This is a genomic window from uncultured Paracoccus sp. (assembly GCF_937873615.1).
In the GTDB taxonomy this organism is placed as follows: domain Bacteria; phylum Pseudomonadota; class Alphaproteobacteria; order Rhodobacterales; family Rhodobacteraceae; genus Paracoccus.
Genome location: NZ_CALMYP010000008.1, coordinates 26,454 through 49,804, shown reverse-complemented (window position 1 = coordinate 49,804; position 23,351 = coordinate 26,454). Strand labels below are relative to the sequence as shown.

Genomic DNA, 23,351 nt, shown 5'->3' with positions numbered 1-23,351 from the left:
CGACCAGCGATTCCTTGCAGCCGTATTTGTTGTCGAATTTCGACTTGGTGACCGAATCGTTGACGTTGATCGCCGGGAAGGGCAGCAGGCCCTTCTTGTGCAGATCGTAAAGACGATGGACGCCGGTCGTGGTTTCCTCGGAGACGCCCTGCAGAGCATCGCGCTGCCGGGTGAACCAGCCGGGGCTTTCCGCCAGCCGCTTCCTGATCTGGGCAAAAAGCGCCTCTTCCTCTTCGCTGGTGGGCGTCTCGATCAGGCCGGTCTCGCCGGCTTCGACCCGCGCGCCGAGCAGGATATACAGCGTCGCATCCCCGCCATCGTCGAGGATCATGTTTGCCGTGCCGTCCGTGAACTGGAAGATCCTGTCGGTATAGGCCCAGTATTCGGGCAGGGTTTCGCCCTTGATGGCGAAGACCGGAACGCCGCTTGCGGCAATCGCGGCGGCGGCATGGTCCTGCGTCGAATAGATATTGCACGAGGCCCAGCGGACATCGGCGCCCAGCGCCACCAGTGTCTCGATCAGCACGGCGGTCTGCACGGTCATGTGCAGCGAGCCGGCGATACGCGCGCCTTTCAGCGGTTTGGCCGCACCGTATTCCGCGCGCAGGGCCATCAGGCCGGGCATCTCGGTCTCGGCGATATCCAGCTCTTTGCGGCCATATTCGGACAGCGAGATGTCCTTGATGATGTAATCCGTCATTTGACGCCTCTCAAAGGTTTGCGTGCGGATAGCACCGGGGCGGTTAAGATACAATGAAAGCCGCACGCTTGCGCGTTCCGAACGGGTCGCGTATCGCGAAGATCAGGCAGTTGAGGGGGAAAAAGATGGCGATGCTTTTGGCCGATGTCGGCGGAACCAATGCGCGTTTGGCGATTGCCCGGAACGGGGTCATCGACGCATCCAGCATCACCCGCTATCGCGGCGAGGATTACGAAAGCTTCGACCGCGTGGTGAAGACCTACATGACCGAGCAGGACAATCCCCGCCTGTCGGCGGTCTGCGTGGCCGTGGCCGGCCCGGTCTCGGGCGGCAAGGCGGAACTGACCAATCGCGACTGGGATTTCTCGGAGGACCGGCTGGCGCGGCTGACCGATGCCGATCATGTCCGCCTGATCAACGACCTGACCGCACTGGGCTATGCGACACCGCATCTGGAGGCCGAGGGGGTCTCGATCCTGCGCAACGCCCCGGCGCATCGCGCCCGCAACGGCCAGTCGCTGGTCGTCGGTGCCGGCACCGGCTTCAATGTCTGCGCCGTGCGCAGCCTGCCCGGCGGCGGCATCGCCGCCATGGAGGCCGAGGAAGGCCATACCAACCTGCCCTCGAACATCGCCAGAAAACTTGCAGACCGCATCGGCGCCGAGCGCATGAGCGCCTTCTTCTCGACCGAGGAAACCTTCGCCGGACGCGGCCTTGCCGCCATGCATCACGCCCTGCATGGCGAAAAGGTCGAACGCGCCGAGGCGATCTCGACCGCAGCCATGGAAGGCGACGGCAAGGCCGAAGAAACCTATCAGCTGTTTACCGAGCTTTTCGGCCTGCTGCTGCGCGAGCTGGCGCTGCGCTTCATGCCGCTTGACGGGATGTTCCTGGCCGGTTCGGTCGCGCGCAGCTTTGCCCATCGCACCCAGTCGCTGGAAACCGCCTTCCTGGCCGAGCCCTATATGCGCGAGATCCCCGAAAACACGCCGCTGTTGCTGATCCGCGACGATATGGCGGCCCTGCACGGCTGTCTGGCGGCGATCTCCTGATATTTACTTGTTCTTTGCTGTGAAATCTGGATTTTCACCGTCAAGGCTGCAACAAAAGCAGCAGGGGTAATGAGGGGCAGGGATGCGCAAGACAGCGAAAGTTGTCCTGACAGCGGCAATCGCAGCAGGGATGGTTGCGGCGGAGGCACCGGCGCAGTCTTCGTCGTCGTCCAATCCCTTCTCTGGCTTCTCGGGCCTGTTCAGCAAGGATGAGGCCGCCGTCACCGACGAAGACGGCCGCGTTCTTGGCCCGCCGGTCGATTTCAGCGTCGTCATCGTCGATGGCGACGAGGATCTGCAAAAGCAGGTCCGCCGGGCTTCGCTGATCGCCGGCGCCCTCGATGAGGATCGCAATACCGGCCAGGACGTGCTGGCGGCGGCGCGCGGCGATTATGCCCGCGCGCTGGGCGTCATGTATGACGAGGGCTATTTCTCGGCCATCATCAATATCACGCTGGACGGGGTCGAGGCGGCGGAAATCGCGCCGCTGGATGCGCCGGCCTATGTCGGCAAGGTGGTGATCGCGGTCGATCCCGGCCCGCGCTTCAAGTTCGCCCGTGCCGATCTGGGCCCGCTGGCGCCCGGCACGACCGCACCCGAGGAATATGCGGTCGGCGAAACCGCCGGCACCGGGATCATCAAGCGGGCGACCTCGGGCGCGGTCAGCGACTGGCGCGATGCCAGCCACGCCAAGGCCGCCGTCGCCGACCAGCAGATCATCGCCGACCACAATGTCGCGCGGCTGGAATCCTCGGTCGAGCTGAATCCCGGCCCGGCGGTGACCTTCGGACGGCTGCAGACCACCGGCAACGAACGCCTCAGCACCCGGCGGCTGGAAAAGATCGCGGGCTTCCCCGAGGGCGAGGCCTTCGATCCCGAGAAGCTGGACGATGTGCGCAAGCGGCTGCGCCGCTCGGGCATCTTCTCGGCCATTACCCTGGTCGAGGCGGAAACCCTCAATCCCGACAACTCCCTGGATGTCGGCCTGACGGTGGTCGAACAGAAGCTGCGCCGGATCGGTGCCGCCTTCGAGATCTCGACCGTCGACGGGGCCATGGTCTCGGCCTATTGGCTGCATCGCAACCTGCTGGGCGAGGGCGAGCGCTTCCGTGTCGATTTCGAGATCGGCGATATCAGCACCACCAGCAATGGCGATGGGCTGGATTACTCTTTCGGTGTCCGGCTTGACCGGCCGGCAACGCTCAGCGCCGATACGACCGGCTATGTGGAGTTGCGGCTCAAGGAAGAGAACGAGCCGGAATATTACAAGAAATCCGCGGATGTCGGCTTCGGCTTCAGCTATGTCCGCAGCGAACGGCTGACCGCCGATATTGCCCTGCAGTTCAGCAAGTCGCGGGTCGATTACGGCTGGGGCTATTACGATTACGAGACCATCGCCCTGCCGGCGAGCATCACCTGGGACCGCCGCGACGACATGAAGAACGCCAAGCGCGGCTACTGGCTGTCGGGCGGCGTCATGCCGTTTCTGGGCCTGAACGAGACCGGCTCGGGCCTGCGGCTGACGGGCGAAGGACGGGTCTATCGCAGCATGATGGAAGACGACCGGTTGACCTTCGCGGGACGGCTCAAGGCCGGCACGGTGCTGGGGCCCGATATCCTCGAAGTGCCGCCGGATTACCTGTTCTTCTCGGGCGGCGGCGGCAGCGTGCGCGGCCAGCCCTACGAATCGCTCGGCTTCTATATCCCGGTCGATGACTCCGACGAGGATGCCTATGTCGGCGGCCAGAGCATCGTCAATCTCAGCCTCGAAGCGCGCTATCAGGTCCGCGAGAAGATCGGGGCCGTGGCCTTCCTCGATGCCGGCCAGATCTGGACCGAGGGCGGCTGGAAAGGACATTCGGAATGGCAGTCGGGCGCTGGCATCGGCATGCGCTATGACACCCCGATCGGCCCGCTTCGCTTCGATATCGCCACCCCTGTCGAGCCACGCGAAAACGAAAGCAAGGTCCAGCTATATCTGGGCCTGGGACAGGCCTTCTGATGTTGCGACGCATCCTGATATTTCTGGCATTGGTCCTGATGCTGCCGCTTGCGGCCCCGGCGCAGGACACGGCCGCGACCGATGACGAACTCGCCCGGATTGCCGCCGATGAGAGCGACGACAAGGGTTTCCTGACCCGGATGCTGCAGAACCGGCTGTCCAGCGCCGGCCGGACCGTCGATATTCAGGGGTTCGAGGGCGCGCTGTCCTCTCGTGCGACCTTCCAGAGCATCACCATCGCCGATGCCGATGGCACCTGGCTGCGGCTGGAAGATGGCGCGATCCAGTGGACGCGCTCTGCCCTGCTGCGCGGCCGGGTCGAGATCGGCGAACTCAGCGCCAGGCGGATCGAGATCCCCCGCAGCCCGCATTCCCAGGCCACGGAAACCCCGAACAGCACCGAGGCCCGCAGCTTCAACCTTCCCGAACTTCCGGTCGGCATCAGGATCGAGAAGATAGATGCCGAAAGCGTGGTTCTGGGCAAGGAACTGCTGGGCGAGGATGCAACCGTCACCGTTACCGGCTCGATGTCGCTGGAGGGCGGCGAGGGCAAGGCCGATGTCGTCATCAACCGCACCGATGGCAAGAAGGGCGATTTCACCTTCAACGGCAGTTTCGACAATGACAGCCGGGTGCTGAATATCGACCTGTCGCTGGACGAGGACCCCGAGGGCCTGTTCAGCCGCATGGCCGGGATCGAGGGCCGCCCCGCCGTGACCGCCGACATTCATGGCGAAGGCCCGCTCAGCGATTATGCCGCCAATATCCAGATCGCCACCGACGGGCAGCCGCGCATCACCGGCCAGATCGCCTTCGCCAGCGCCGAGGGGCCGGACGGCACCGCCGGCAGCGGCTTCGACGTGCAGATCGGCGGCGATCTGGCCTCGCTGCTGCCGCCGAAGAACCGGGCCTTCTTTGGCAGCGATACCCGGCTTGTCGCCAAGGGCTGGCGCGCCGCCACCGGTCGGCTGGAACTGGATTCGCTCAGCCTCGATACCGAAGCGCTGAAGATCAATGGCCGGCTGGCGACGAATGACCAGAACGCGCCGCAGATGCTGGATCTGACCGTCGATTTCGGTCAACAGGCCGGGGCCACGACCCTGCCGGTCGCGATCCCCTTCGTCAGCCCGCCGATGACCGTGCAATCGGGCAATCTGGCCATCGGCTTCGACGCAGCGCAGGGCACCGGCTGGTCGCTGAAGGGCTGGCTGACCGAGATCGACCGGCAGGGCGTCGCGCTGGAACGGCTGGACCTCGACGGGCAGGGACAGGTCATTCTGGCCGAGGGCCAGCACCTGCAACAGATCAACGGCACCCTCGGCTTCGACGCCTCGGGGCTGCAACTGGCCGATGAGAAGATCCAGCGTGTCGTCGGCGACAGCATTTCCGGGCAGACCGGCTTCGACTTCACCCCCGGCGAGGTGCTGGAGCTGACCGGGATGAAGATCGCGGGCAAGGATTACGCGCTTGACGGGCAGTTGACCCTCGACGGCTTGACCAGCGGGATCGTGCTGTCCACGACCGAGATCGTCGCCAGCCATGACAACCTGTCCAACCTTTCGGAACTGGCCGGGCGCAACCTGTCGGGCCGGGCGCGGGCAGAACTGACCGGCTATTATCAGGTCCTGACCGGCGCTTTCGATGCCGAGGGCCGGGTGACCGGCACCGATCTGAAACTGGATAATGCGCAGCTCGACCACCTGCTGCAGGGCAATTCCACCATCACGCTGTCCGCCGGCCGGACCCAGGACGGGACCGAACTGCGCGATCTGGCCATCAACGCGCAGCGCATCAGCCTGAGCGCGAGCGGCAGCGCGAACAGCGCCAATCTGGACCTCACGGCGGATTTCAAGGTCCCGACGCTGGCCGATATCGACCCGAACTTCGCCGGCACGCTGAATGCCAATGCCCGGCTGGTTGGCGGGCCGGGCGCGCGGCAACTGACCGTCACCGGCGCGGCTTCGGACCTGCAGACCGGCATTGCCGCCATCGACGGCGCTTTCGCCGGTGCGACCCAGCTTGATGCCTCGTTGCAGGAAGGCGCGGACGGGTTCAGCCTGACCTCGCTGCAATTGCGGAACCCGCAGCTGAATCTGGACGGCGCGGGCAAGATGACCGGCGGCGCGGTCGATGCCGCCTTCGATCTGGATGTCACCGATCTTGGCGCGCTGGGCGAGCGTTTCGCGGGGCTTCTGAACGCCCGGGCCGAGATCACCGGCAATGCCGCCGCACGCAATATCCGGATCACCGGAACCGGCAGCGACCTGTCCATCGGTCAGGCAAATATCGACGGGCTTCTGGGTGGCGAGACCAGGATCAACCTGCAGGCCACTCAGCGCGGCGACGTGATCACACTGGGCGAGACGCGCATCGGCAATGACCAGCTTTCGGTCACCGCGACCGGCACGCTCGGCGCGGCGGGGACGCAGGCCAATGCGCGGCTGGACATCCCCACGCTCGCGCCGATGGGGGCGGGCTGGAAAGGTGCCGTGACCGCCGATGCGGCGATCAGCCAGACCGGCGGCGGTAACCGGCAGATCCGCGTCGATGCGACCGGCCGGGACCTCGCGCTCGGTCAGCAGAATGTCGATGGCGCGCTTGGCGGGCAGACCGACCTGACCCTGCTGGCCGAGCAGTCTTCCGATGGCGCGCTGCGGCTGAAAAGCCTCGATCTGTCGAACCCGCAGCTGAGCGCACAGGCCTCGGGCGAGTTGGTCGATGGCCGCGCCAGCGGGCAGGCGGCGGCGCAGATCGCCAGCCTCGCGGCCCTTGGGCAGGGCTGGTCCGGGACGCTGGACGCCAAGGCCGAACTGGCCACCGACACCGCCGGGACACGGCGGATCACGCTGACGGGTGACGGCGAGAATATCCGCCTCGGGCAGGCGCAGGCCGATGCGGCGCTGACCGGCACCACCACCATCGACATCGCCGCCGAGCAGCATCGGGACGGCACCATCCGCATCGACCGCGCCAATGTCGCCAATGAACAACTGACCGCAACCGCACAGGGCGAAATCGGCGAGGGGCGCACCGATGCCACCGGCAAGCTGACCGTGCGCGACCTCGCCTCGCTGGGCCTGGGGTTGCAGGGGGCGCTGGATGTGGATGCCGCCTTCGCCGATGCCGGCGACGGCACCCGGCGGTTGACCGTCGCCGGCACGGGCGAGGATCTGGCCCTTGGCCAGAGCGGCAATGCCGGCACCCTGTCGGGCACCACCGATATCGACATTGCCGCGCTGGAACGCGACGGCACCTATACCATCGAACGCGCCAGCCTGACCAATGACCAGACCCGGATCAATGCCGAAGGCTCGATCGGGCCCGCCGGCACCGATGCCCGCGCCGATCTGGCGATCAGCGATCTGTCCGCCATCGGCCTCGGCATGGCCGGCGCCGTGGTGGCCGAGGCCACGCTGCGGGACGACCGGACCGGCGCGCAGGCCTTCACCCTGACCGGCACCGCCACCGATCTGGCGCTGCGTCAGGCCGGGGCCGAGCGCGCCCTGCGGGGCGAGACCCGCTTCAACGCGGCAGGCGCGCTCAAGGATGGCACCGTCACGCTTGAGACCGCCCGGATCGACCACCCGCAGCTTCGCGCCGATGCCAGCGGCACCTATGGCGCCGACAAGGCCGACCTGACGGCGCAGATCAATGCGGCGGATCTGTCCTTCGTCGGCGGCGGTGTGGGCGGCGCGCTGGATGCAACCGCCGGGATCGCCGACAGCGCCGAGGGCCGGGTCTTCGATCTGACCGGCACCGCGCGCAACCTGCGCGTCGGCAATGCCCGGGCCGATGGCGCTCTGGCGGGCGAGACCCGGCTGACGGCGCGCGCCGTGCAGAAGGGCGGTCGCTTCGATATCCAGCAATTCGAGGCCCGGAACCCGCAGCTCAGCCTTGACGGTCAGGGGGTCTATGGCCCCGGTCAGACCGACCTCAACGCCCGGCTGAACATTCCGGGGCTGGGCTTCGCCGGCTTTGGCGGCAGCCTGAACGCCACCGCACAGGTCCAGGACGTGACCGGGGGCCGCCGGATCACCGCCGAGGCCACGGCAAACGGGCTTGGCATCGGCAATGACCGCGTCGACGGCCTGCTGCGCGGCCAGACCACCGCCGATATCGCCCTGCTGCAAGGCCCGAACGGGCTGATCGTGCAGCGCCTCGACGCCCGCAACCCGCAGCTTCAGGTCAGCGCCAATGGCGACCCGGCACAGGGTCTGAATGTCGATGCGCGTCTGGGCGACCTCGCGCCGCTGCTGCCGGGGATCACCGGCCCGGCGCAGGCGCTTGGCACCGTGCAGCAGATCGACGGCGGCGCAAGGCTCGATCTGGCCATCACCGCCCCCGGCGGCACCCGGGCGCAGGTCGTGGGACAGGTGGCCGGCGCCGAGACCGACCTGCGCATGACCGGCGTCGGCGATGCCGCCCTCGCCAATCCCTTCCTGCGCACCCGCAGCGTGCAGGGACCGCTCAGCTTCGATCTGCGGATGCAGGGCGCACCGGGGCTTGAGGCGATCAGCGGCAATGTCACCATGCCGGATGGCCGGCTGGCAGAGCCGAAACTGGGCCTGACCATCGACCATCTGCGGCTGGATGCCGGGCTGGAACGCGGGCTCATCAATATCGATATCGCCGGCGGGCTGAGCGGCGGGGGCAATATCGCCGTCGATGGCGCCGTCGATCTGCGGGGCGGCGCGCCGGTTCTGGACCTTACGGCGCAGCTCAATCAAGCCACCCTGCGCGACCCGAACCTCTATGAGCTGACCGCGAATGGCACCGTCTCGATCACCGGCGTCGCCTCGGAAGGGCCGCTGGTCAGCGGCACCATCAATATCGCCCAGGCCGAGTTCCGCATCCCCTCGACCGGGATGGGAGGGGCGCAGGCGATTCCCGATATCGTTCATGTCAACGACGACTGGCGCGCCGCCGCCACCCGCGCCAAGGCCGGGCTGGAAGCCTATGGCAGCGCCGCCGCGCAGGCCGCCGATCTCAGCGGGCCGGCGGCGACCCCGCCTGCCAATCCGGCGCGCTTCGATCTGACCATCAACGCCCCGAACCAGGTCTTCATCCGCGGTCGCGGCGTCGATGCCGAGCTTGGCGGCGATCTGAAGATCACCGGCAATGCCCGCGTGCCGGTGCCGATCGGGCATCTGTCGCTGATCCGGGGCCGGGTCGACCTTCTGGGCAAGCGCTTCGATCTGGCCGAGGGGCTGGTCGAATTGCAGGGCAGCCTGATCCCGGTCATCCGCCTCGTCGCCCGCCATGTCGAGGATGACATCACCATCCGCATCATCATCGACGGCGAGGTCCGCGACCCCGACATCACCTTCGAATCCGACCCCTCGCTGCCCGAGGAAGAGGTCCTGTCCTATCTGCTGTTCGGGCAGGGGCTGGACCAGATCAGCCCGCTTCAGGCGGCGCAACTGGCCAATGCGCTGGCAGTTCTTGCCGGATCGGGCGGGCTGGGCATCGTCGCCAATATCCGCGAGGCGACCGGCCTCGACGATCTCGACATGACCGTCGACGACGATGGCAGCGTGGCCGTGCGCGCCGGGAAATACCTGACCCGCAATGTCTATACCGATGTCGAACTGGACGATGCCGGCCAGACCCAGATCAATATCAACCTCGACGTGACCGATGCGCTGACCGCGCGCGGCTCGGTCGACAGCGAGGGCGACAGCACGCTGGGTCTCTATTACGAAAAGGACTATTGAGCGGCCCTGCCCCTGCCGAAGCAAAGGCTTTACCCGTGGCGGATGCCGCACTAGGCTTCCCCGCGTGAAGACTTAACAATTGCAACAAGGAGGAAGCCGGATGAGCAAACGGGACGACCTGATCGCGAAATACGCCGCCGATATCAAGGAAAAGCTGGGCCAGACGCCCGATATGGATCTGCTGACCAAGGTCACTATCGGCTGCGGCCCATCCATCTACAACGCCGACAGCGAAACCGTCGCCGCCAGCGACAAGGAAGAGCTGGAGCGGGTGAAGACGAACTTCCTGATCAAGAAGCTCGGCCTGGCCGACGGGCCGAACCTGATGGAGGCGATCAACAAGGTCATCGCCGATTACGGAACCGCCAACCGCAACAAGTATCGCCCGGTGGTTTACTATCTGCTCACCAAGCATTTCGGCAAGGAAGCCGTCTACGGCTGAGCCATTCTGCCGGTCAGTCGATCGCTTTGGGGGCGCATCTGTGCAGCCTCCCAATGCAGCCTTTGGCAAAATTCCGGTTAGCGGATCGGCTTATTCCAGCCGATCCGCTAACCAATTTCACGATATTATCATCGGGTTTCTGGACGATACCCGGACAGTCGTCTAGTGTCTCGCGCGTTACAAGTTAAGGTTCGCTGACCCTTCATTTCTTCAAAAGGTAGCCCTCTATGACCAGATATTCGACCGCGACTGCCCTTGCCGTCATTCTCGCCTCCTCGCCGGCACTTGCCGAAATCACGCCCAGTTCAGTCTGGGAACAGCTCGGCGAGTATTATGAGGCCTTCGGTCTGACCGTTCAGACCGAGGCGGTCGAAGAAGCTGGCGATACCGTCACCGTTCGTGGACTGGTTCTGTCGCAGAAGACCCCTGCTGACGCGCCGTCGGACGCGCATGTCGAAGTGCAGTTTGGCGACGTAGTCCTGAACGCAACCGGGGATGGCGGTGTCAGCATGGACCTGCCCGACCAGTCCGCAATGGTCATCACCACGGAAATCCCGAAGCCGGCAAGCGCACTGGACACGCCAGCCGATGCCGAAAAGATGGTCAGCGTGACCGTGGAACTGGCCATGACCAACCCCGGTGAGAGCATCACCGTGCGCGAGGATGGCACCGGTAACCTTTATGAATACGACTTCCCAACCCTCGAAGTGGCGGTAAACCGCATCGTCGCCGCCGATGGCAAGGTCATTGAAAACCCCGGAAAGATGTCCCTGACCAACTTCACCGGAACCGAGCACATCGAGTCCGGCGACAGTTTCAAGCTCAGCCAGACCGGCGCGGCAGATCAACTCACGATGAATGTCGACTATGCCGATGAGCAGGGCGCGGCCGTGATTGTCGCGACGATGGCCGATCTCGTCTATAATGCCGATTCAATCGTGCCGGCTGGCGCCGATCTTGGCGCGAATATGGCCCAGGCGCTGAAAGCCGGGCTGGATGTCAAGGGCGGCTTCAAGGGCGGCGCGACCGACATCAAGATCGACGTGACCAATAGCGGCGGCCCCGGCGGTCCGGAAGCCGTGGCCATCGCCTCGACCGTCGAGTCCTTCGCACTGGACTTTCTGATCTCCGAAGGGCGCATCGGCTATTCGGGCACCTCAGGCGCTTCCAGCACCGATATGACGGTCCCCGATCTGCCATTCCCGATCAGCTACGGTATCGACAGCGCGCAGTTCAATCTTGAAATGCCGGTCAGCCCGTCTGAGGATCCACAGCCTTTCGCCTTCGCCTATGGTTTCGCCGGCCTGACGCTGTCGGAAGGTATCTGGGGCATGTTCGACCCGCAATCTGCGCTGCCGCGCGACCCTGCGAACCTGACCGTCGACCTGTCGGGCATGGCGCGCCTCGATGTCGACATCTTCGATCCGGAGGCCATGGCCGATCCGACGGTCGCGCCGGGTGAGGTCAGCTCGGTCAAGATCAACAAGATCGACCTGTCCGCTCTGGGCGCAACCGTCTCTGCGACGGGTGAGTTGAACAGCCCCGATGGCGGCGACCTGACCACGCCGGTCGGCATGATCAGCGGTCGTTTGACCGGCATCAATGCGCTGTTCGACAAGCTGTCGGCCGCCGGTCTGATGCCACAGGATCAGGCCATGGGCATGCGCATGATGCTGGCCATGTTCGCCAAGCCCGACCCGGACAATGCCGACGCACTGACCTCGGAAATCGAGTTCAAGGAGGGCGGCTCGATCTTCGCCAATGGCCAGCAGGTGAAGTAAACCTGCCGCGCCGGAAACATCACGGGCCGCCGCGCGGAATCGCGGCGGCCCTTCTCATTTTGGGGGTTGCGCGCGCCTTGGCTTGCCCGCCATTACGAGGGCGAGCACAACCACCGATCCGCAGGGGAAAGACATGCTCCAGGACCTGACCCATGCCCTGCTTCGGGCCGCCCGCGAGGAAGGCGCCGAGGAAGCCGAAGCGATGGCGATCCGCGCCAGCGCCACCGGCATCGACGTGCGAGAGGGGCGGCTGGAACATGCCGAACGCGCCGAAGGCGTGGAAATCGGGCTGCGGGTGCTGATCGCCGGGCGTCAGGCCAGCGTCTCGGGCGCCGATCACCGCGCCGAAACCATTCGCACCATGGCCCGGCGCGCCGTCGCCATGGCACGTTCCGCCCCGGTCGATGACAGCCTCGGCCTGGCCGATCCCGACCAGTTGGCGCACGATCTCGATGCCTCGGCGCTGCAGCTTTTCGACCCCGGTGCAGCCCCCGACCCCGCAGCGCTTGAGGAACGCGCCCTGCGCGCCGAGGCCGCAGCCCTTGCGGTCGAAGGCGTGCGCACGGTCGAATCCGCCAGCGCCAGCCATTCCGAACGCGAAAGCTGGATGGCGCTCAGCAACGGGTTCGAAGGCGGTCAGCGCCGCAGCCAGCACACGACCAGTTGCACCGCGATCAGCGGCACCGGCGCCGGGATGGAGCGTGACCATGCCGGCGAAGGCCGGATCTGGGCCGAGAACATGCCCTCGCCCGAGGAAATCGGCCAGCTTGCCGGCGAACGTGCCGTCGCCCGTTCCGGTGCCCGGAAGCCGCCGACCGGCGCCTTTCCCATTCTTTATGACGAACGCATCTCCTCGGGGTTGATCGGGCATCTTCTGGCCGCGGTGAATGGCACCGCCATCGTGCGCGGCGCCAGCTGGCTGCGCGACGCGATGGAGATGCAGGTCCTGCCCGAGGGCATTTCGCTGCGCGAGAACCCGCATCTGCCGCGCATGTCCTCGTCGCGCATGTTCGATGCCGAGGGGCTGGCGACCGGCCCGCGCGACATCGTGCGCGACGGGGTGCTGACATCCTGGACGCTGGACCTGGCGACGGCGCGCAAGCTGGGGCTGACGAGCACCGCCAGCGCCGTGCGCGGGCTGGGCGGGCCACCGGCACCGGGCTTGTCGAACATCGCCATGACCGAGGGCGCCGCCAGCCGCGAGGCGCTGATCGCCGATATGGGGCGCGGATTGCTGGTGACCTCGCTTCTGGGGGCGTCGATCAACCCGACCACCGGCGATTATTCGCGCGGGGCCGCCGGCTTCTGGGTCGAGAACGGCCAGATCAGCCACCCGGTCAACGAATGCACGATTGCCGGAAACCTGCGCGAGATGCTGATGCGTCTGACCCCGGCCAATGACGCGCGCGACTGGCGCGCCACCCGCGTTCCCAGCCTGCTTGTCAAAGGAATGACCGTTGCCGGCGCCTGACCAAGACCTCGACCTGATTGTGAATGCCGCGCTGGAAGCCGGAAAGATCGCCCGCCGCTTCTGGCGGCAGGAGCCTGCGACCTGGGAAAAGGAACAGGGCGCCGGCCCGGTGACCGAGGCCGATCTGGCGGTCAACGATTACCTCAGCGCCACGCTTCTGGGCGCGCGCCCGGATTACGGCTGGCTGTCCGAGGAAAGCCCCGACGACGCCTCGCGACTGGATGCGGCGCATTGCTTCATCATCGACCCGATCGACGGCACCCGCGCCTTCATCGACGGACAGGAAGGGTTCTCGCATTCGCTGGCCGTGACCCGCGACGATCGCATCGTCGCAGCGGTGGTGCATCTGCCGGTCATGGGCCTGACCTATGCCGCGACCGAGACCGGCCCGGCGACCCTGAATGGCGAGCCGATCCAGGTTTCCCAAGCCGGGATCGACAGCGCCAATGTGCTGACCACGAAGGCGACGCTCGATCCCGGTTACTGGACGGATGGGATCGCGCCCGGCTTCCGCCGGCATTTCCGGCCCTCGCTGGCCTGGCGGCTTTGCCTGGTGGCCGAGGGACGCTTCGACGCCACCATGTCGATGCGCGCCGCCTGGGAATGGGATATCGCCGCCGGCAGCCTGATCGCCGAACGCGCCGGGGCGCAGGTGACAACCCAGAAGGACCGTCCCATGCGCTTCAACAATCCCGAACCGCGTCTGGACGGGCTGGTCATCGCCGGCCCCGACCTTCACGCCGAGATCATGGCCCGGCTGGTCAGGGGCTGAGCGCCTTAAAACAGCGGCGGCAGGTTCGCATAGGGATCGCCGCCACCCGGCACCGTCGCCACGATGGTGGTGCCCGGACCGCCAAGGCCCGCGATCTGTTCGGCCAGCATGGTGATCGCAACCGAGGCCGCATCGGCCACCGAATCCGGCTGATTCTGATCGACCGGCACGGCAATGTCGAAGACCCGGGCATGGTGCGAGCCCGCGCCCGACCCCTCGGCAGCGACGAAATAGCGGCCTTTCAGGTGGAAATAGCCGTCATTCGCGGCCAGGGCCTGCTCAACCCGCACATCCAGCCGGTGCTTGGGCGGCGAGGGGAAGGGCCAGGGCTCGGGCACCACCGAAGCGCCCGAAATCTCGGAAATCGCGCGGGCCAGCGTGATGGTGAAGGCACGTTCGGGCTTGTCGGCCCAAAGCACCTTGTTGCTGGCCCGGACCGCGCCATCGGCATCCTGCCAGGAAATCTCGTCGGCGGCGGCGTAATCGGGCAGCGAGACCTCTTTCAGCTCGGTCGCGCCAAGCTGATCGCCGGTGCGTTGCGCCGAATCCGGCGGGTCGATGATATAGCGCGCCGTCCCGGTCCCGTCGCCGCAGCCCGAAAGACCAAGGCCTGCAACCGCAAGGGCGATGAAAAGGGTCACTTTTTTCATATCACTATCGTCCCAGAATGAAGGCGCGTGGGTTGCGTTCTATCGTGCGGGCGAGCGATCCGAAAGCGCTCGCCGCGCGGCTGAGTTCATTCATCATAGATCTGGCCTGCTGGTTGAAGGCGCCGTCACCGCCATAGGCGGCGATCACGACTTCGGCCCGGGTGGCCAGGCGCTGGAAGCGCTCGGCCAGTTCCGGCAGACTTTCGGCGGCCTTGGCGATCTCATCCGCTGCCACCCGCGTCGAATCCAGCGTCTGATTCAGACTGCCGGCCGCATTGCCGTCACGCAGGTCGTTCAGCAAACCCGACGCCGCTTGCAGCGTATCGGAGAGGTTGCGCGGCAGTTCTTCGGCATCCTTCGAGCCAAGCATGGCGCGCAGGTCGGACAGGATACCCTCGGCCTCGGCGGAAATCTCGGCAAAGCCGAACTCCTCGATGGCCTGCGCCGCCTCGTCCATCTGCACGACCATCTCGGGCACATCGGCGGCGGCAAGGCGCACGGCCTCCGCCGCCTGCGCGGCCTCATCCAGCGCGCGGGCCAGATTGGCGGCGGCATTCGCATCGCGCAATTCCTGCGTCATCGCCTTCAGATCGGCAACCGCAGCCTGGGTTTCGTCCAGCGTCGCGCGCAGCGAGGACGGGATCGCCTGCGTATCCGGCGAAGCCGCAACCTGGGTCACCGCATCCATCATATTCGTCGCCGATTGCAGCAACCCCTCCAGATTGAGGCTGCCGAGACGGGTAAACAGCCCCTCGGCCGAAGCGCTGAGATCGGAGACCTCGGGCGGGATCGACGGAATCGTCGGATAGGGTTTCGTATCCGTGTCGATCCTGTCGGGCGGCGCAAGCGGCTGTTCGACCAGTGCCACCACCTTGGAAATCCCCAGGAACCCTGAGGAACTGACACGGGCGCGCAACCCCTTGGCGACACGATCCTGCAGGAAGCTCAACGCCTCGTCCTGAGTTGCGCCCGGCTCCAGCCCAAGCCGGCTGGGGGCAATGACGAAGGTGATCCGCTGCCGGACTTCCTCACCGTCAGGACGGCTCTCGTCGATATCGACGCCGAGATCGGTGACGCGTCCGACGGTCAGGCCCTCATAGACAACGTCTGAATCGGTGGTCAGCCCGCTCAGGTCGTTATCGACCAGAATGCTCAGCCGGATGTCATCCTCGGCCGAGCCGAACAGGCTGGCGCGGGCGGTTTCCTCGTCCGGTTGCAGGCGGAACAGGTGACCGCTTTCAACCGGCGCACCGCCGGCAGCCATGGTCGAGAAGGCAACGCCACCCTGCACCAGCTGCGACAGCGAGGCGACATTGAGGCTCAGCCCCTGTGCGCCCAGAGAAACCGAAAAGCCCGAGGTGTCCCAGAACACCGTGGCCGACGTCAGGCGCTGATCGTGCGGCGCCTCGATGAAGACATCGGCCAGCACGGTTTCGTCGCTTTCGGACAGGCGCAGGTTCTGCATCCGCCCGACTTCCAGACCGCGGAAGGTGATCGGCGCGCCCTCTGCCAGACCCTTGGCACCGGGCGAGGACAGCACGAACCAGGTCCCCTCGCCGGCCATCCGGGCCAGCGTCGGCTGGTCCTGACCGACGAAATGCGTCTGCTTCTGTTCGGTCGTCGCGTCCCAGAACCCTTCGATGAAAACACCCGACAGCACCGTATCAAGACGCGAGATCCCCTGCGCCGAGACCACAGGCCGGACGATCCAGAATTCCGCCTTGTCGTCGATATAGGGGGCCACGTCCGGCTGAACCCGGATGCTGACCAGAACATTGCGCAGATCCTCGGTGAAGGCCACGCCTTCGACCTTGCCCACGGTCACCTCGCGGAAACGCAGGGCGGTGACGCCGGGGGTAATGCCGGTGGCATCGCTGAACTCGACCGTGATCAGCTCTCCTCGGCCGGAAAAGGCATTCCAGGCCAGGCCGAGCGTGACGACGAGCGCCAGGATCGGCACCAGCCAGACCAGCGAAAAGCCGGCCTGCGCGGCACGGGCGACCGTATTCCGGGACGGGCTTCCCGGGCGAAGGGGCGAGGTCTCACTCATTAACGTCCTTCCGGCGACGAAGTGGCAATCCACGCCAGATCAGGCGCGGATCGAAGCTTTGCGCTGCCAGCATCGTGAATGCAACAGACAGCGCGAATGAGGCAGCGGCGGGGCCGGGCTTGATCGAGACGAGAAAGCCCAGTTGCACCAGCGCCGAGAGAATGGCGACCACGAAGACATCGATCATCGACCAGCGACCGATGAACTCGACCACTTCGTAGATCTTCAGCCGGCTATGCGCCTCTTCATGGGTGGCGGGTTTGCCGGCGACCAGGGCCAGCCAGATGATGGCGATGAACTTGCCGATCGGCACCATGACCGAGGCGACGAAGATCACCAGCGGGATGAAGATCTCGCCGTGATGCACAAGCTGCAGGATGCCGCCGATGATGGTGGAATCGCCGCCCCCGCCCAGCCCGCCAAGCGAGCTTGTGTTCATCATCGGCATGACATTGGCGGGGATATAGAAGATCATCCCGGCGAACAGCCAGGCCCAGACCGCTTGCAGCCCGCGCCGGTCCGGCGGCACCAATCCCTCGCCGCAGCGGGCGCATTCCCGGGTCTCGGGCGGCCAGACCCGGCCACAGCTTCGGCAGCCGATCAGCCCGGCGCGATGTGCCGTCAGAACCGGACCGCCATGCGCACCGGGTTCTGCCGCCGCAGGATCGCCGGTCGCGTCCGCAAGATCGGGAATTTCGCTCATTTCTGCTCTGCCATTTCGCGGCCATCGGTATGCAGCCCGCCATCCTCGATCGCATCCCAGATCGTCGCAGAGGACATGAAGCTTCTGTTCGCCAGACTGACGAAGATCAGCGCGCCGAAGGCCCAGAAGGCCGGGCCGAAGCTGACCGTGGCGAGGCCACCGATTTTCACCATGGCCACGGCGGTGCCGATGATGAAGATCTCGGCCATTGACCAGGGCTTCATCTTTTCCGACAGCCGGAATGCCTGCGCCGCAAGGCGGTAAGGCCGTCTGCCCCGCGCCATCGGCCAGAGCGTATAGACAAGAAGCGCCGCCCGCAGCGCCGGCAGCGCCACGACAGAGCCGAGGATCGAGACCGCCAGCGGCGCGAGAATGCCCTCCGAGAAGGCCATGGCAACGCCGAATAGCGAGGTTCCGTTTTCAAAACCCATTCGCGAGATCTGCAGGAAGGGGAAGAAGATGGCGCCGACCATCAGCACCATGGTGGTGACGGCCAGTGCGATGATCTGGGTGAAGGCGCCCGCACGCGGTCGCGCCAGAACGGTCCCGCAGCGCAGACAGCGCGCGGTTTCGCCATCGCTCAATTCCTCTTCGACATAAAGCGCGTCGCAACGGGGACATGCGGTCAGCCCCTCGCCCGTCGCCAAGTCGTATTCCACCTGCTCAGACATGCGCCGACAATACGTCCGCGCTCACCGGCATCAAGGGCAACACATCGTTACTTTGCCCTTTTCTGTTTGACAGCGGTAAACTGGCCTCATGTCGGTTCTTTGGCGAAGCAGGCAGACGTGATAGCCGGTGCCACGGCGGAGGAGTTCATGGATTACGATTTCATCATCGTCGGTGCCGGCAGCGCCGGCTGCGTCCTGGCGAACCGCCTGTCGGCCGATCCCGGAACCCGGGTGCTGCTGCTGGAAGCCGGCGGCCGCGACAATTATCACTGGATCCATATCCCGGTGGGTTATCTTTACTGCATCGGCAATCCCCGCACCGATTGGGGCTATCGCACCGCGCCGCAGCCCGGATTGCATGGGCGCGAGCTGCTTTACCCGCGCGGCAAGGTGCTGGGCGGCTGCAGTTCGATCAATGGAATGCTCTATCTGCGTGGCCAATCGCAGGATTACGACGGCTGGCGTCAGCTCGGCTGCGCCGGCTGGGCCTGGGACGATGTGCTGCCCTATTTCCTGAAATCCGAGGATTATTTCGACGGCGACAGCGAATATCACCGCGCGGGCGGGGAATTGCGGGTCGAAAAGCAGCGCCTGAAATGGGACGTTCTCGACGATTTCGCCCGCGCCGCCGCCACGCTCGGCATTCCCGAGGCCGATGATTTCAACGATGGCAAGGGCGAAGGCGTCGGCTATTTCAAGGTCAACCAGCGGCGGGGGCTGCGCGTCTCGACCGCCAAGGGCTTCCTGAAGCCGGCGCTGAAGCGGCCCAACCTGCAACTGCGGGTCGGTGTGCATGTGAAACGCGTCGTGATCGAGGACGGCACGGCAAAGGGGGTCGAGATCCTTCAGGACGGCCAGACGGAAACTGTCACCGCCCGCCGGGTGATCCTCTCGGCCGGGGCCATCGGCTCGCCGCAGATTCTGCAACTGTCCGGCATCGGTCCGGGCGCTCTCTTGCGTCAGCACGGGATCGAGGTGATCCGCGACGCCGCAGTTGGCGAGAACCTGCAGGACCACCTGCAGATTCGCTGCGCCTATAAGGTCGAGGGGGCGAAAACCCTGAACCAGATGGCCTCGACCCTGCTGGGCAAGGCAAGGATCGCGGCGGAATATGCGCTGTTTCGATCCGGTCCGATGAGCATGGCGCCGAGCCAGCTTGGCGGTTTCGCGCGCTCCTCGCCCGAAGTTGAGACGCCGGATCTGGAATATCATGTCCAGCCCCTGTCGCTGGACGCCTTCGGCGAGCCGCTGCACGATTTTCCCGCAATCACGGCCTCGGCCGTGCCGCTGCGCCCGCAAAGCCGGGGCCATGTCCGCATCGCTTCCGCCGACCCGATGCAGGCACCCGAGATTTCGCCCAATTACCTGTCGGCCGAGGCCGACCGGGTGACCGCCGCCAATGCGATTCGCCTGACCCGGCGGATCATGGCAGCCGCACCCATGGCCCGCTATCGCCCCGAGGAATTCCGCCCCGGCGCGGGCGAGGACAGCGATAGCGCCCTGGCCGATGCCGCTGGCCGCATAGGCTCGACCATCTTTCACCCGGTCGGCACGGTGCGCATGGGCAGCGATCCCGAAGCCGTGGTCGATCCCGCATTGAACGTCAATGGTATCAATGGGTTGATGGTGGTCGATGCGTCGATCATGCCGCGCATTCCCTCGGGCAATACCAACGCCCCGACGATCATGATCGCGGAAAAGGCCGCCGATCTGATCCGGCAGGAAAGGCGCGGCATTTGAATATTGGCTGCGATGGAGTCGCCGCTATGCAGGTGCAAAGTGCTGCACCCCATCGCTACCCAGGCACCGCTACATGGTCACGTTCAGCGCACCGCCATCCAGCAGGATATTCTGGCCAACGATGAACTTTGCCTGTTCGCTGCACAGGAATGCGCAGGCCGCCCCGAAATCCTCGGCCTCTCCGTAACGACCCGCCGGAATGGTGGATTGGCGCCGTGCCCGGGCCTCGTCGATGGTGATGCCCTCAGCCTTTGCTGCGCCGCCATCAAGACTGACGGCACGGTCGGTCGCGTGCAGGCCGGGCAGAAGATTGTTCACGTTGACGCCGTGCTTGATCACATCGCGGGACATGCCAGCGACAAAGCCGGTCAGCCCGGTTCTGGCGGTATTGGACAGGCCCAGAACCCCAATCGGGGACCGGACAGCCGCCGAGGTGATATTGACGACGCGCCCCCAGTTCCGGGACATCATCCCGGGAACCGTTGCCTGCATCAGCGCAATCGCGGTCAGCATATTGGCATCGACGGCCTTGATGAAGTCATCCCGGCTCCAGTCCTGCCAGTGACCGGGCGGAGGGCCGCCGGCATTGTTGACGAGAATGTCGATCTCGCCAGCGACATCGAGCACCGCTGCGCGCCCCGCTTCCGTGGTAATGTCGGTCGCCACATGATCGACCTTGACACCATAGCGTTCGGCGATTTCGCTGGCCGTGCTGGCCAGCGCCGCTTCGCCACGCGCATTGATGATCAGGTCGACGCCTTCGGCGGCGAGCGCCTCGGCGCAGCCACGACCGAGACCCTTCGATGCAGCGCAAACCAATGCGCGCTTGCCCTTGATGCCCAGATCCATTGAAACCTCCTGATTTTTCGGGCGCATTGGAAACGCGCGCGGTCAGGATTGTCCAGAGGAACCTGCATGTTTCAAACCGAGTTGATCGGCACTTGCCTCATCGATAGCATGTGCCCTCAACCAAGACGGGTTCGCCAATTGCCCACATATGAAAGGATTCATGATGTCTGATCTTCTTGTGATTGCCTTTGACGACGAGGCCTCGGGCTTCGAATTGCGGGCCGAGCTGGTGAAGCTGCAGGCCGAATACCTGATCAAGCTGGAAGACGCGGTTGTCGTCACCCGACCGAGTGCCGAAGACATCCAGCTGCATCAGGCCATGAACCTGACCGCTGCCGGTGCCGTGGGTGGCACCTTCTGGGGCACGCTGGTCGGGCTTTTGTTCCTCAATCCGCTTGTCGGCGCCGCCGTGGGGGCCGGATCGGGCGCCCTTGCCGGCTATCTGACCGATTACGGGATCAATGACGATTTCATGCGCGAAGTCGGGCATAAGGTGACGCCGGGCGGCTCGGCTGTGTTCCTGCTGATCCGCGAAATGACCGGCGACAAGGTGCTGGAACGGATTGCCGATTTCCACAAGCGCGGGCGGGTCATCCAGTCCTCGCTGTCGAATGAGGATGAGGCGAAGCTTCGCGAGGCACTGGCCGGTCAGACGACGCCAATCGTTCCGAATACCGCAGCAACGCCCGATTCCAACGGCTGAGGCCGACTGACTTGACGGCACGCATGGCGCCATGAGACGACGCGGCATGCGACGTCGGACCGAACCGCCGGAATATAAGGATGTCGCCGCGGCCCGACCGCGGCGGCGTTTTTCGCTGTCGGGCTGGCTGTTCGGCTGGTTCACCTGGCTGGCCTGGCGGCTGTTCATCCTGTGCCTGCTGCTGGTGCTGGCCTTCGCCCTGTTCAACCCGCCGACGACCTGGACAATCATCCAGAACGCGCGCGAATATCCCATCGCCGAACGGCATTGGGCGCCGATCGAGGAGATTTCGCCGGTGATGCTGCGCTCGGTCGTTGCGGCGGAGGACGCGAATTTCTGCAACCATTGGGGTTTCGACATGGTCGAGATCCGGCGCGTCGTCGCCTCGGGCGGCAGCGGCGGGGCCTCGACGATCAGTCAGCAGGTGGTGAAGAATGTCTATCTCTGGCAGGACAGAAGCTGGCTGCGAAAGGCGCTGGAAGCCGGCATGACCCCGCTGGTCGAAGCGGTGTGGAGCAAGCGGCGCATCCTTGAGGTCTATCTGAACGTGGCCGAGTTCGGGCCGGGCATCTTCGGCATCGACGCCGCCGCGCGGCACTATTTCGGCACCACGCCGGGCCAGTTGAACCGCGTGCAATCGGCGCGGCTGGCAGCCGTGCTGCCGGCCCCGAAAAGCCGCAGCCCGCTTTCGGCCAGCCGGCGTTCGCGCGCCATTGCCGACGGCGCGGCGACCATTGCCGCCGACGGGCGCGACGCCTGCTTCGACTGACCCGGCCCGCAGCCATGAAAAAGGCCGGACGCCCGCGCATCCGGCCCTTCTCCTGAAGATGTCAGATCACTTCAGCTCGTCGACCGAGGTGATGACCTTGCCCAGAAGCCCGTAATCCAGCGCCTCTTGCGTGGTCAGCCAGAAGTCGCGGGTGGTGTCCTTTTCGATCCGCGCGACATCCTGGCCGGTGGCCTCGGCGAAGATCTGGTTCAGGCGTTCGCGCATCAGTCGGACCTGTTCGGCCTGGATCATCATGTCGGTCGAGGTGCCGCGGATCCCGCCCGAGGGCTGGTGCAGCAGGAAGCGCGTATTGGGCAAACAATAGCGGTTTTCCTTCGCCGCACCGACGAAGATCAGCGCCCCGGCCGAAGCCACCCAGCCCGAGCCGATGCAGCGCACGGTCGGACGGATGAACTTTATGATGTCATGGATCATGTCGCCGGATTCGACATGCCCGCCGGGAGAGGAGATCAGCATGTTGATCGGATCGTCGCTTTCCTCGGACAGGGCCAGCAGATGGGCGACGGTGCGCTGCGCCAGCTTGTCGTTGATCTCGCCCGCGACGATCACATTGCGCGACTTGAAATAGAGCTTGGCGATATTGCCGGCATCCGGCAGGCCCAAACCCTCATCCTTCGGCTGGTCATCCTCGCGTTCGTCGTCGTCTTCGTCGTCCAGCCAGATCTTGGGCATGTTAACCTCTTGGTTCAGGGGAAGTGCAGGCGTCAGGCGCCGGTATTCGAGCTTACGCCGACCTTGGCCGGCCGCAACAGGCGGTCATGCAGCAGGAAGCCCGGATCCATCAACTGGATGATGTCGCCGGCCTTGGTATTGGGAAGCGGCGCTTCGAACATGGCCTCGTGAAGCTCGGGGTCGAATTTCGTGCCGATCTCGGGGCGCAGCACGGTGATGCCATGCTTGCCGAAGACATTGCCAAGCTCTCGCAGGGTCAGTTCGACCCCTTCCAGCAGCGCGGAATTGGCGCCGCGCTGTTCCTCGGGGACGGCATCGAGCGCGCGGTGCAGGTGGTCATAGACCGGCAGCAGGTCGCGGGCCAGACGCGTGCCGCCATAGCGTTCGGCATCGCGGCGTTCCTTGTCGGCGCGCTTGCGGGCGTTTTCCGCATCGGCGAGCGCGCGCATGAAACGGTCACGCAATTCGTCACGCTCGACCGTCAGACGCTCCAGGGCCTCGTCGGGATCGGCCAGAGGGTCCATGAAATCCTCGGGCAGAGGGGAATCCTCGGGCGGCAGCCCATCGGGGTTTTGATCGCTCATCCTTT

General features: G+C 65.4%; 18 protein-coding genes. 10 read left to right on the top strand and 8 right to left on the bottom strand.

Annotation, left to right across the window (positions count from 1 at the left end; all coding sequences use genetic code 11):
• On the bottom strand, nt 1-700 hold a 700-nt coding region (locus tag Q0330_RS02460; protein WP_299473903.1), incomplete at its 3' end, for an adenosylhomocysteinase.
• 125 nt (nt 701-825) lie between these two features.
• Here Q0330_RS02460 and Q0330_RS02455 point away from each other — a divergent pair.
• From Q0330_RS02455 to Q0330_RS02425, 7 genes are all read left to right on the top strand, one after another.
• Entirely contained in the window at nt 826-1,752 is a 927-nt protein-coding gene (locus Q0330_RS02455) for a glucokinase (RefSeq protein WP_299473900.1), read from the top strand.
• A gap of 82 nt (nt 1,753-1,834) precedes the next feature.
• Nucleotides 1,835-3,754, top strand: a complete 1,920-nt coding sequence (locus Q0330_RS02450; RefSeq protein ID WP_299473897.1) for a BamA/TamA family outer membrane protein — start codon at nt 1,835-1,837, stop codon at nt 3,752-3,754.
• Nucleotides 3,754-9,468, top strand: coding sequence for a translocation/assembly module TamB domain-containing protein (locus Q0330_RS02445; protein ID WP_299473894.1), 5,715 nt, complete (start codon nt 3,754-3,756; stop codon nt 9,466-9,468). The genes Q0330_RS02450 and Q0330_RS02445 overlap by 1 nt, the downstream gene beginning before the upstream one ends.
• 100 nt (nt 9,469-9,568) lie before the next feature.
• Entirely contained in the window at nt 9,569-9,910 is a 342-nt protein-coding gene (locus tag Q0330_RS02440; protein ID WP_299473891.1) for a DUF2853 family protein, read from the top strand.
• 227 nt (nt 9,911-10,137) lie between these two features.
• Nucleotides 10,138-11,691: a DUF2125 domain-containing protein gene (locus Q0330_RS02435; RefSeq protein ID WP_299473888.1), complete on the top strand. Its 1,554-nt coding sequence runs from the start codon at nt 10,138-10,140 to the stop codon at nt 11,689-11,691.
• Nucleotides 11,692-11,824: 133 nt separating this feature from the next.
• Nucleotides 11,825-13,162, top strand: coding sequence for a metallopeptidase TldD-related protein (locus tag Q0330_RS02430; protein WP_299473885.1), 1,338 nt, complete (start codon nt 11,825-11,827; stop codon nt 13,160-13,162).
• On the top strand, nt 13,149-13,934 hold the full coding sequence (locus Q0330_RS02425) for a 3'(2'),5'-bisphosphate nucleotidase CysQ (RefSeq protein ID WP_299473882.1): 786 nt from the start codon (nt 13,149-13,151) through the stop codon (nt 13,932-13,934). The genes Q0330_RS02430 and Q0330_RS02425 overlap by 14 nt, the downstream gene beginning before the upstream one ends.
• Nucleotides 13,935-13,939: 5 nt before the next feature.
• On the opposite strand, the gene Q0330_RS02420 is transcribed toward Q0330_RS02425, so the two are convergent.
• The 4 genes from Q0330_RS02420 to Q0330_RS02405 are packed head-to-tail and all read right to left on the bottom strand — an operon-like array spanning nt 13,940 to nt 18,008.
• Nucleotides 13,940-14,584: an ABC-type transport auxiliary lipoprotein family protein gene (locus Q0330_RS02420; RefSeq protein ID WP_299473879.1), complete on the bottom strand. Its 645-nt coding sequence runs from the start codon at nt 14,582-14,584 to the stop codon at nt 13,940-13,942.
• Between the two features lie 4 nt (nt 14,585-14,588).
• Nucleotides 14,589-16,634: an MlaD family protein gene (locus tag Q0330_RS02415; RefSeq protein ID WP_299473876.1), complete on the bottom strand. Its 2,046-nt coding sequence runs from the start codon at nt 16,632-16,634 to the stop codon at nt 14,589-14,591.
• The gene (locus Q0330_RS02410) at nt 16,627-17,337 is read right to left on the bottom strand and encodes a paraquat-inducible protein A (protein ID WP_299473873.1); all 711 of its coding nucleotides are present in this window, start codon (nt 17,335-17,337) and stop codon (nt 16,627-16,629) included. Before Q0330_RS02410 ends, Q0330_RS02415 begins: the two co-directional genes overlap by 8 nt.
• Nucleotides 17,334-18,008: a paraquat-inducible protein A gene (locus tag Q0330_RS02405; RefSeq protein WP_299473870.1), complete on the bottom strand. Its 675-nt coding sequence runs from the start codon at nt 18,006-18,008 to the stop codon at nt 17,334-17,336. Before Q0330_RS02405 ends, Q0330_RS02410 begins: the two co-directional genes overlap by 4 nt.
• Before the next feature lie 147 nt (nt 18,009-18,155).
• On the opposite strand from Q0330_RS02405, the gene Q0330_RS02400 reads away from it, so the two are divergent.
• Nucleotides 18,156-19,748: a GMC family oxidoreductase N-terminal domain-containing protein gene (locus Q0330_RS02400; protein WP_299473867.1), complete on the top strand. Its 1,593-nt coding sequence runs from the start codon at nt 18,156-18,158 to the stop codon at nt 19,746-19,748.
• Nucleotides 19,749-19,817: 69 nt separating this feature from the next.
• Here Q0330_RS02400 and Q0330_RS02395 read toward each other — a convergent pair whose 3' ends face one another.
• The gene (locus tag Q0330_RS02395; protein ID WP_299473864.1) at nt 19,818-20,597 is read right to left on the bottom strand and encodes an SDR family oxidoreductase; all 780 of its coding nucleotides are present in this window, start codon (nt 20,595-20,597) and stop codon (nt 19,818-19,820) included.
• A gap of 163 nt (nt 20,598-20,760) precedes the next feature.
• Between Q0330_RS02395 and Q0330_RS02390 the strand changes: the two genes are divergently transcribed.
• Entirely contained in the window at nt 20,761-21,300 is a 540-nt protein-coding gene (locus Q0330_RS02390; protein ID WP_299473861.1) for a DUF1269 domain-containing protein, read from the top strand.
• A gap of 46 nt (nt 21,301-21,346) precedes the next feature.
• Nucleotides 21,347-22,069, top strand: a complete 723-nt coding sequence (gene mtgA, locus Q0330_RS02385) for a monofunctional biosynthetic peptidoglycan transglycosylase (protein WP_299473858.1) — start codon at nt 21,347-21,349, stop codon at nt 22,067-22,069.
• 66 nt (nt 22,070-22,135) lie between these two features.
• Here mtgA and Q0330_RS02380 read toward each other — a convergent pair whose 3' ends face one another.
• Nucleotides 22,136-22,762: an ATP-dependent Clp protease proteolytic subunit gene (locus Q0330_RS02380; protein WP_299473855.1), complete on the bottom strand. Its 627-nt coding sequence runs from the start codon at nt 22,760-22,762 to the stop codon at nt 22,136-22,138.
• Between the two features lie 32 nt (nt 22,763-22,794).
• Nucleotides 22,795-23,286, bottom strand: a complete 492-nt coding sequence (locus Q0330_RS02375) for a nucleotide exchange factor GrpE (RefSeq protein ID WP_299473909.1) — start codon at nt 23,284-23,286, stop codon at nt 22,795-22,797.
• Between the last annotated feature and the right edge of the window lie 65 nt (nt 23,287-23,351).

Coding starts and splice junctions, on each gene's coding strand:
- Q0330_RS02455 (WP_299473900.1), top strand. CDS start 826: ATGGCGATGCTTTTGGCCGATGTCGGCGGAACCAATGCGCGTTTGGCG.
- Q0330_RS02450 (WP_299473897.1), top strand. CDS start 1,835: ATGCGCAAGACAGCGAAAGTTGTCCTGACAGCGGCAATCGCAGCAGGG.
- Q0330_RS02445 (WP_299473894.1), top strand. CDS start 3,754: ATGTTGCGACGCATCCTGATATTTCTGGCATTGGTCCTGATGCTGCCG.
- Q0330_RS02440 (WP_299473891.1), top strand. CDS start 9,569: ATGAGCAAACGGGACGACCTGATCGCGAAATACGCCGCCGATATCAAG.
- Q0330_RS02435 (WP_299473888.1), top strand. CDS start 10,138: ATGACCAGATATTCGACCGCGACTGCCCTTGCCGTCATTCTCGCCTCC.
- Q0330_RS02430 (WP_299473885.1), top strand. CDS start 11,825: ATGCTCCAGGACCTGACCCATGCCCTGCTTCGGGCCGCCCGCGAGGAA.
- Q0330_RS02420 (WP_299473879.1), bottom strand. CDS start 14,584: ATGAAAAAAGTGACCCTTTTCATCGCCCTTGCGGTTGCAGGCCTTGGT.
- Q0330_RS02415 (WP_299473876.1), bottom strand. CDS start 16,634: ATGAGTGAGACCTCGCCCCTTCGCCCGGGAAGCCCGTCCCGGAATACG.
- Q0330_RS02410 (WP_299473873.1), bottom strand. CDS start 17,337: ATGAGCGAAATTCCCGATCTTGCGGACGCGACCGGCGATCCTGCGGCG.
- Q0330_RS02405 (WP_299473870.1), bottom strand. CDS start 18,008: ATGTCTGAGCAGGTGGAATACGACTTGGCGACGGGCGAGGGGCTGACC.
- Q0330_RS02400 (WP_299473867.1), top strand. CDS start 18,156: ATGGATTACGATTTCATCATCGTCGGTGCCGGCAGCGCCGGCTGCGTC.
- Q0330_RS02395 (WP_299473864.1), bottom strand. CDS start 20,597: ATGGATCTGGGCATCAAGGGCAAGCGCGCATTGGTTTGCGCTGCATCG.
- Q0330_RS02390 (WP_299473861.1), top strand. CDS start 20,761: ATGTCTGATCTTCTTGTGATTGCCTTTGACGACGAGGCCTCGGGCTTC.
- mtgA (WP_299473858.1), top strand. CDS start 21,347: ATGCGACGTCGGACCGAACCGCCGGAATATAAGGATGTCGCCGCGGCC.
- Q0330_RS02380 (WP_299473855.1), bottom strand. CDS start 22,762: ATGCCCAAGATCTGGCTGGACGACGAAGACGACGACGAACGCGAGGAT.
- Q0330_RS02375 (WP_299473909.1), bottom strand. CDS start 23,286: ATGGACCCTCTGGCCGATCCCGACGAGGCCCTGGAGCGTCTGACGGTC.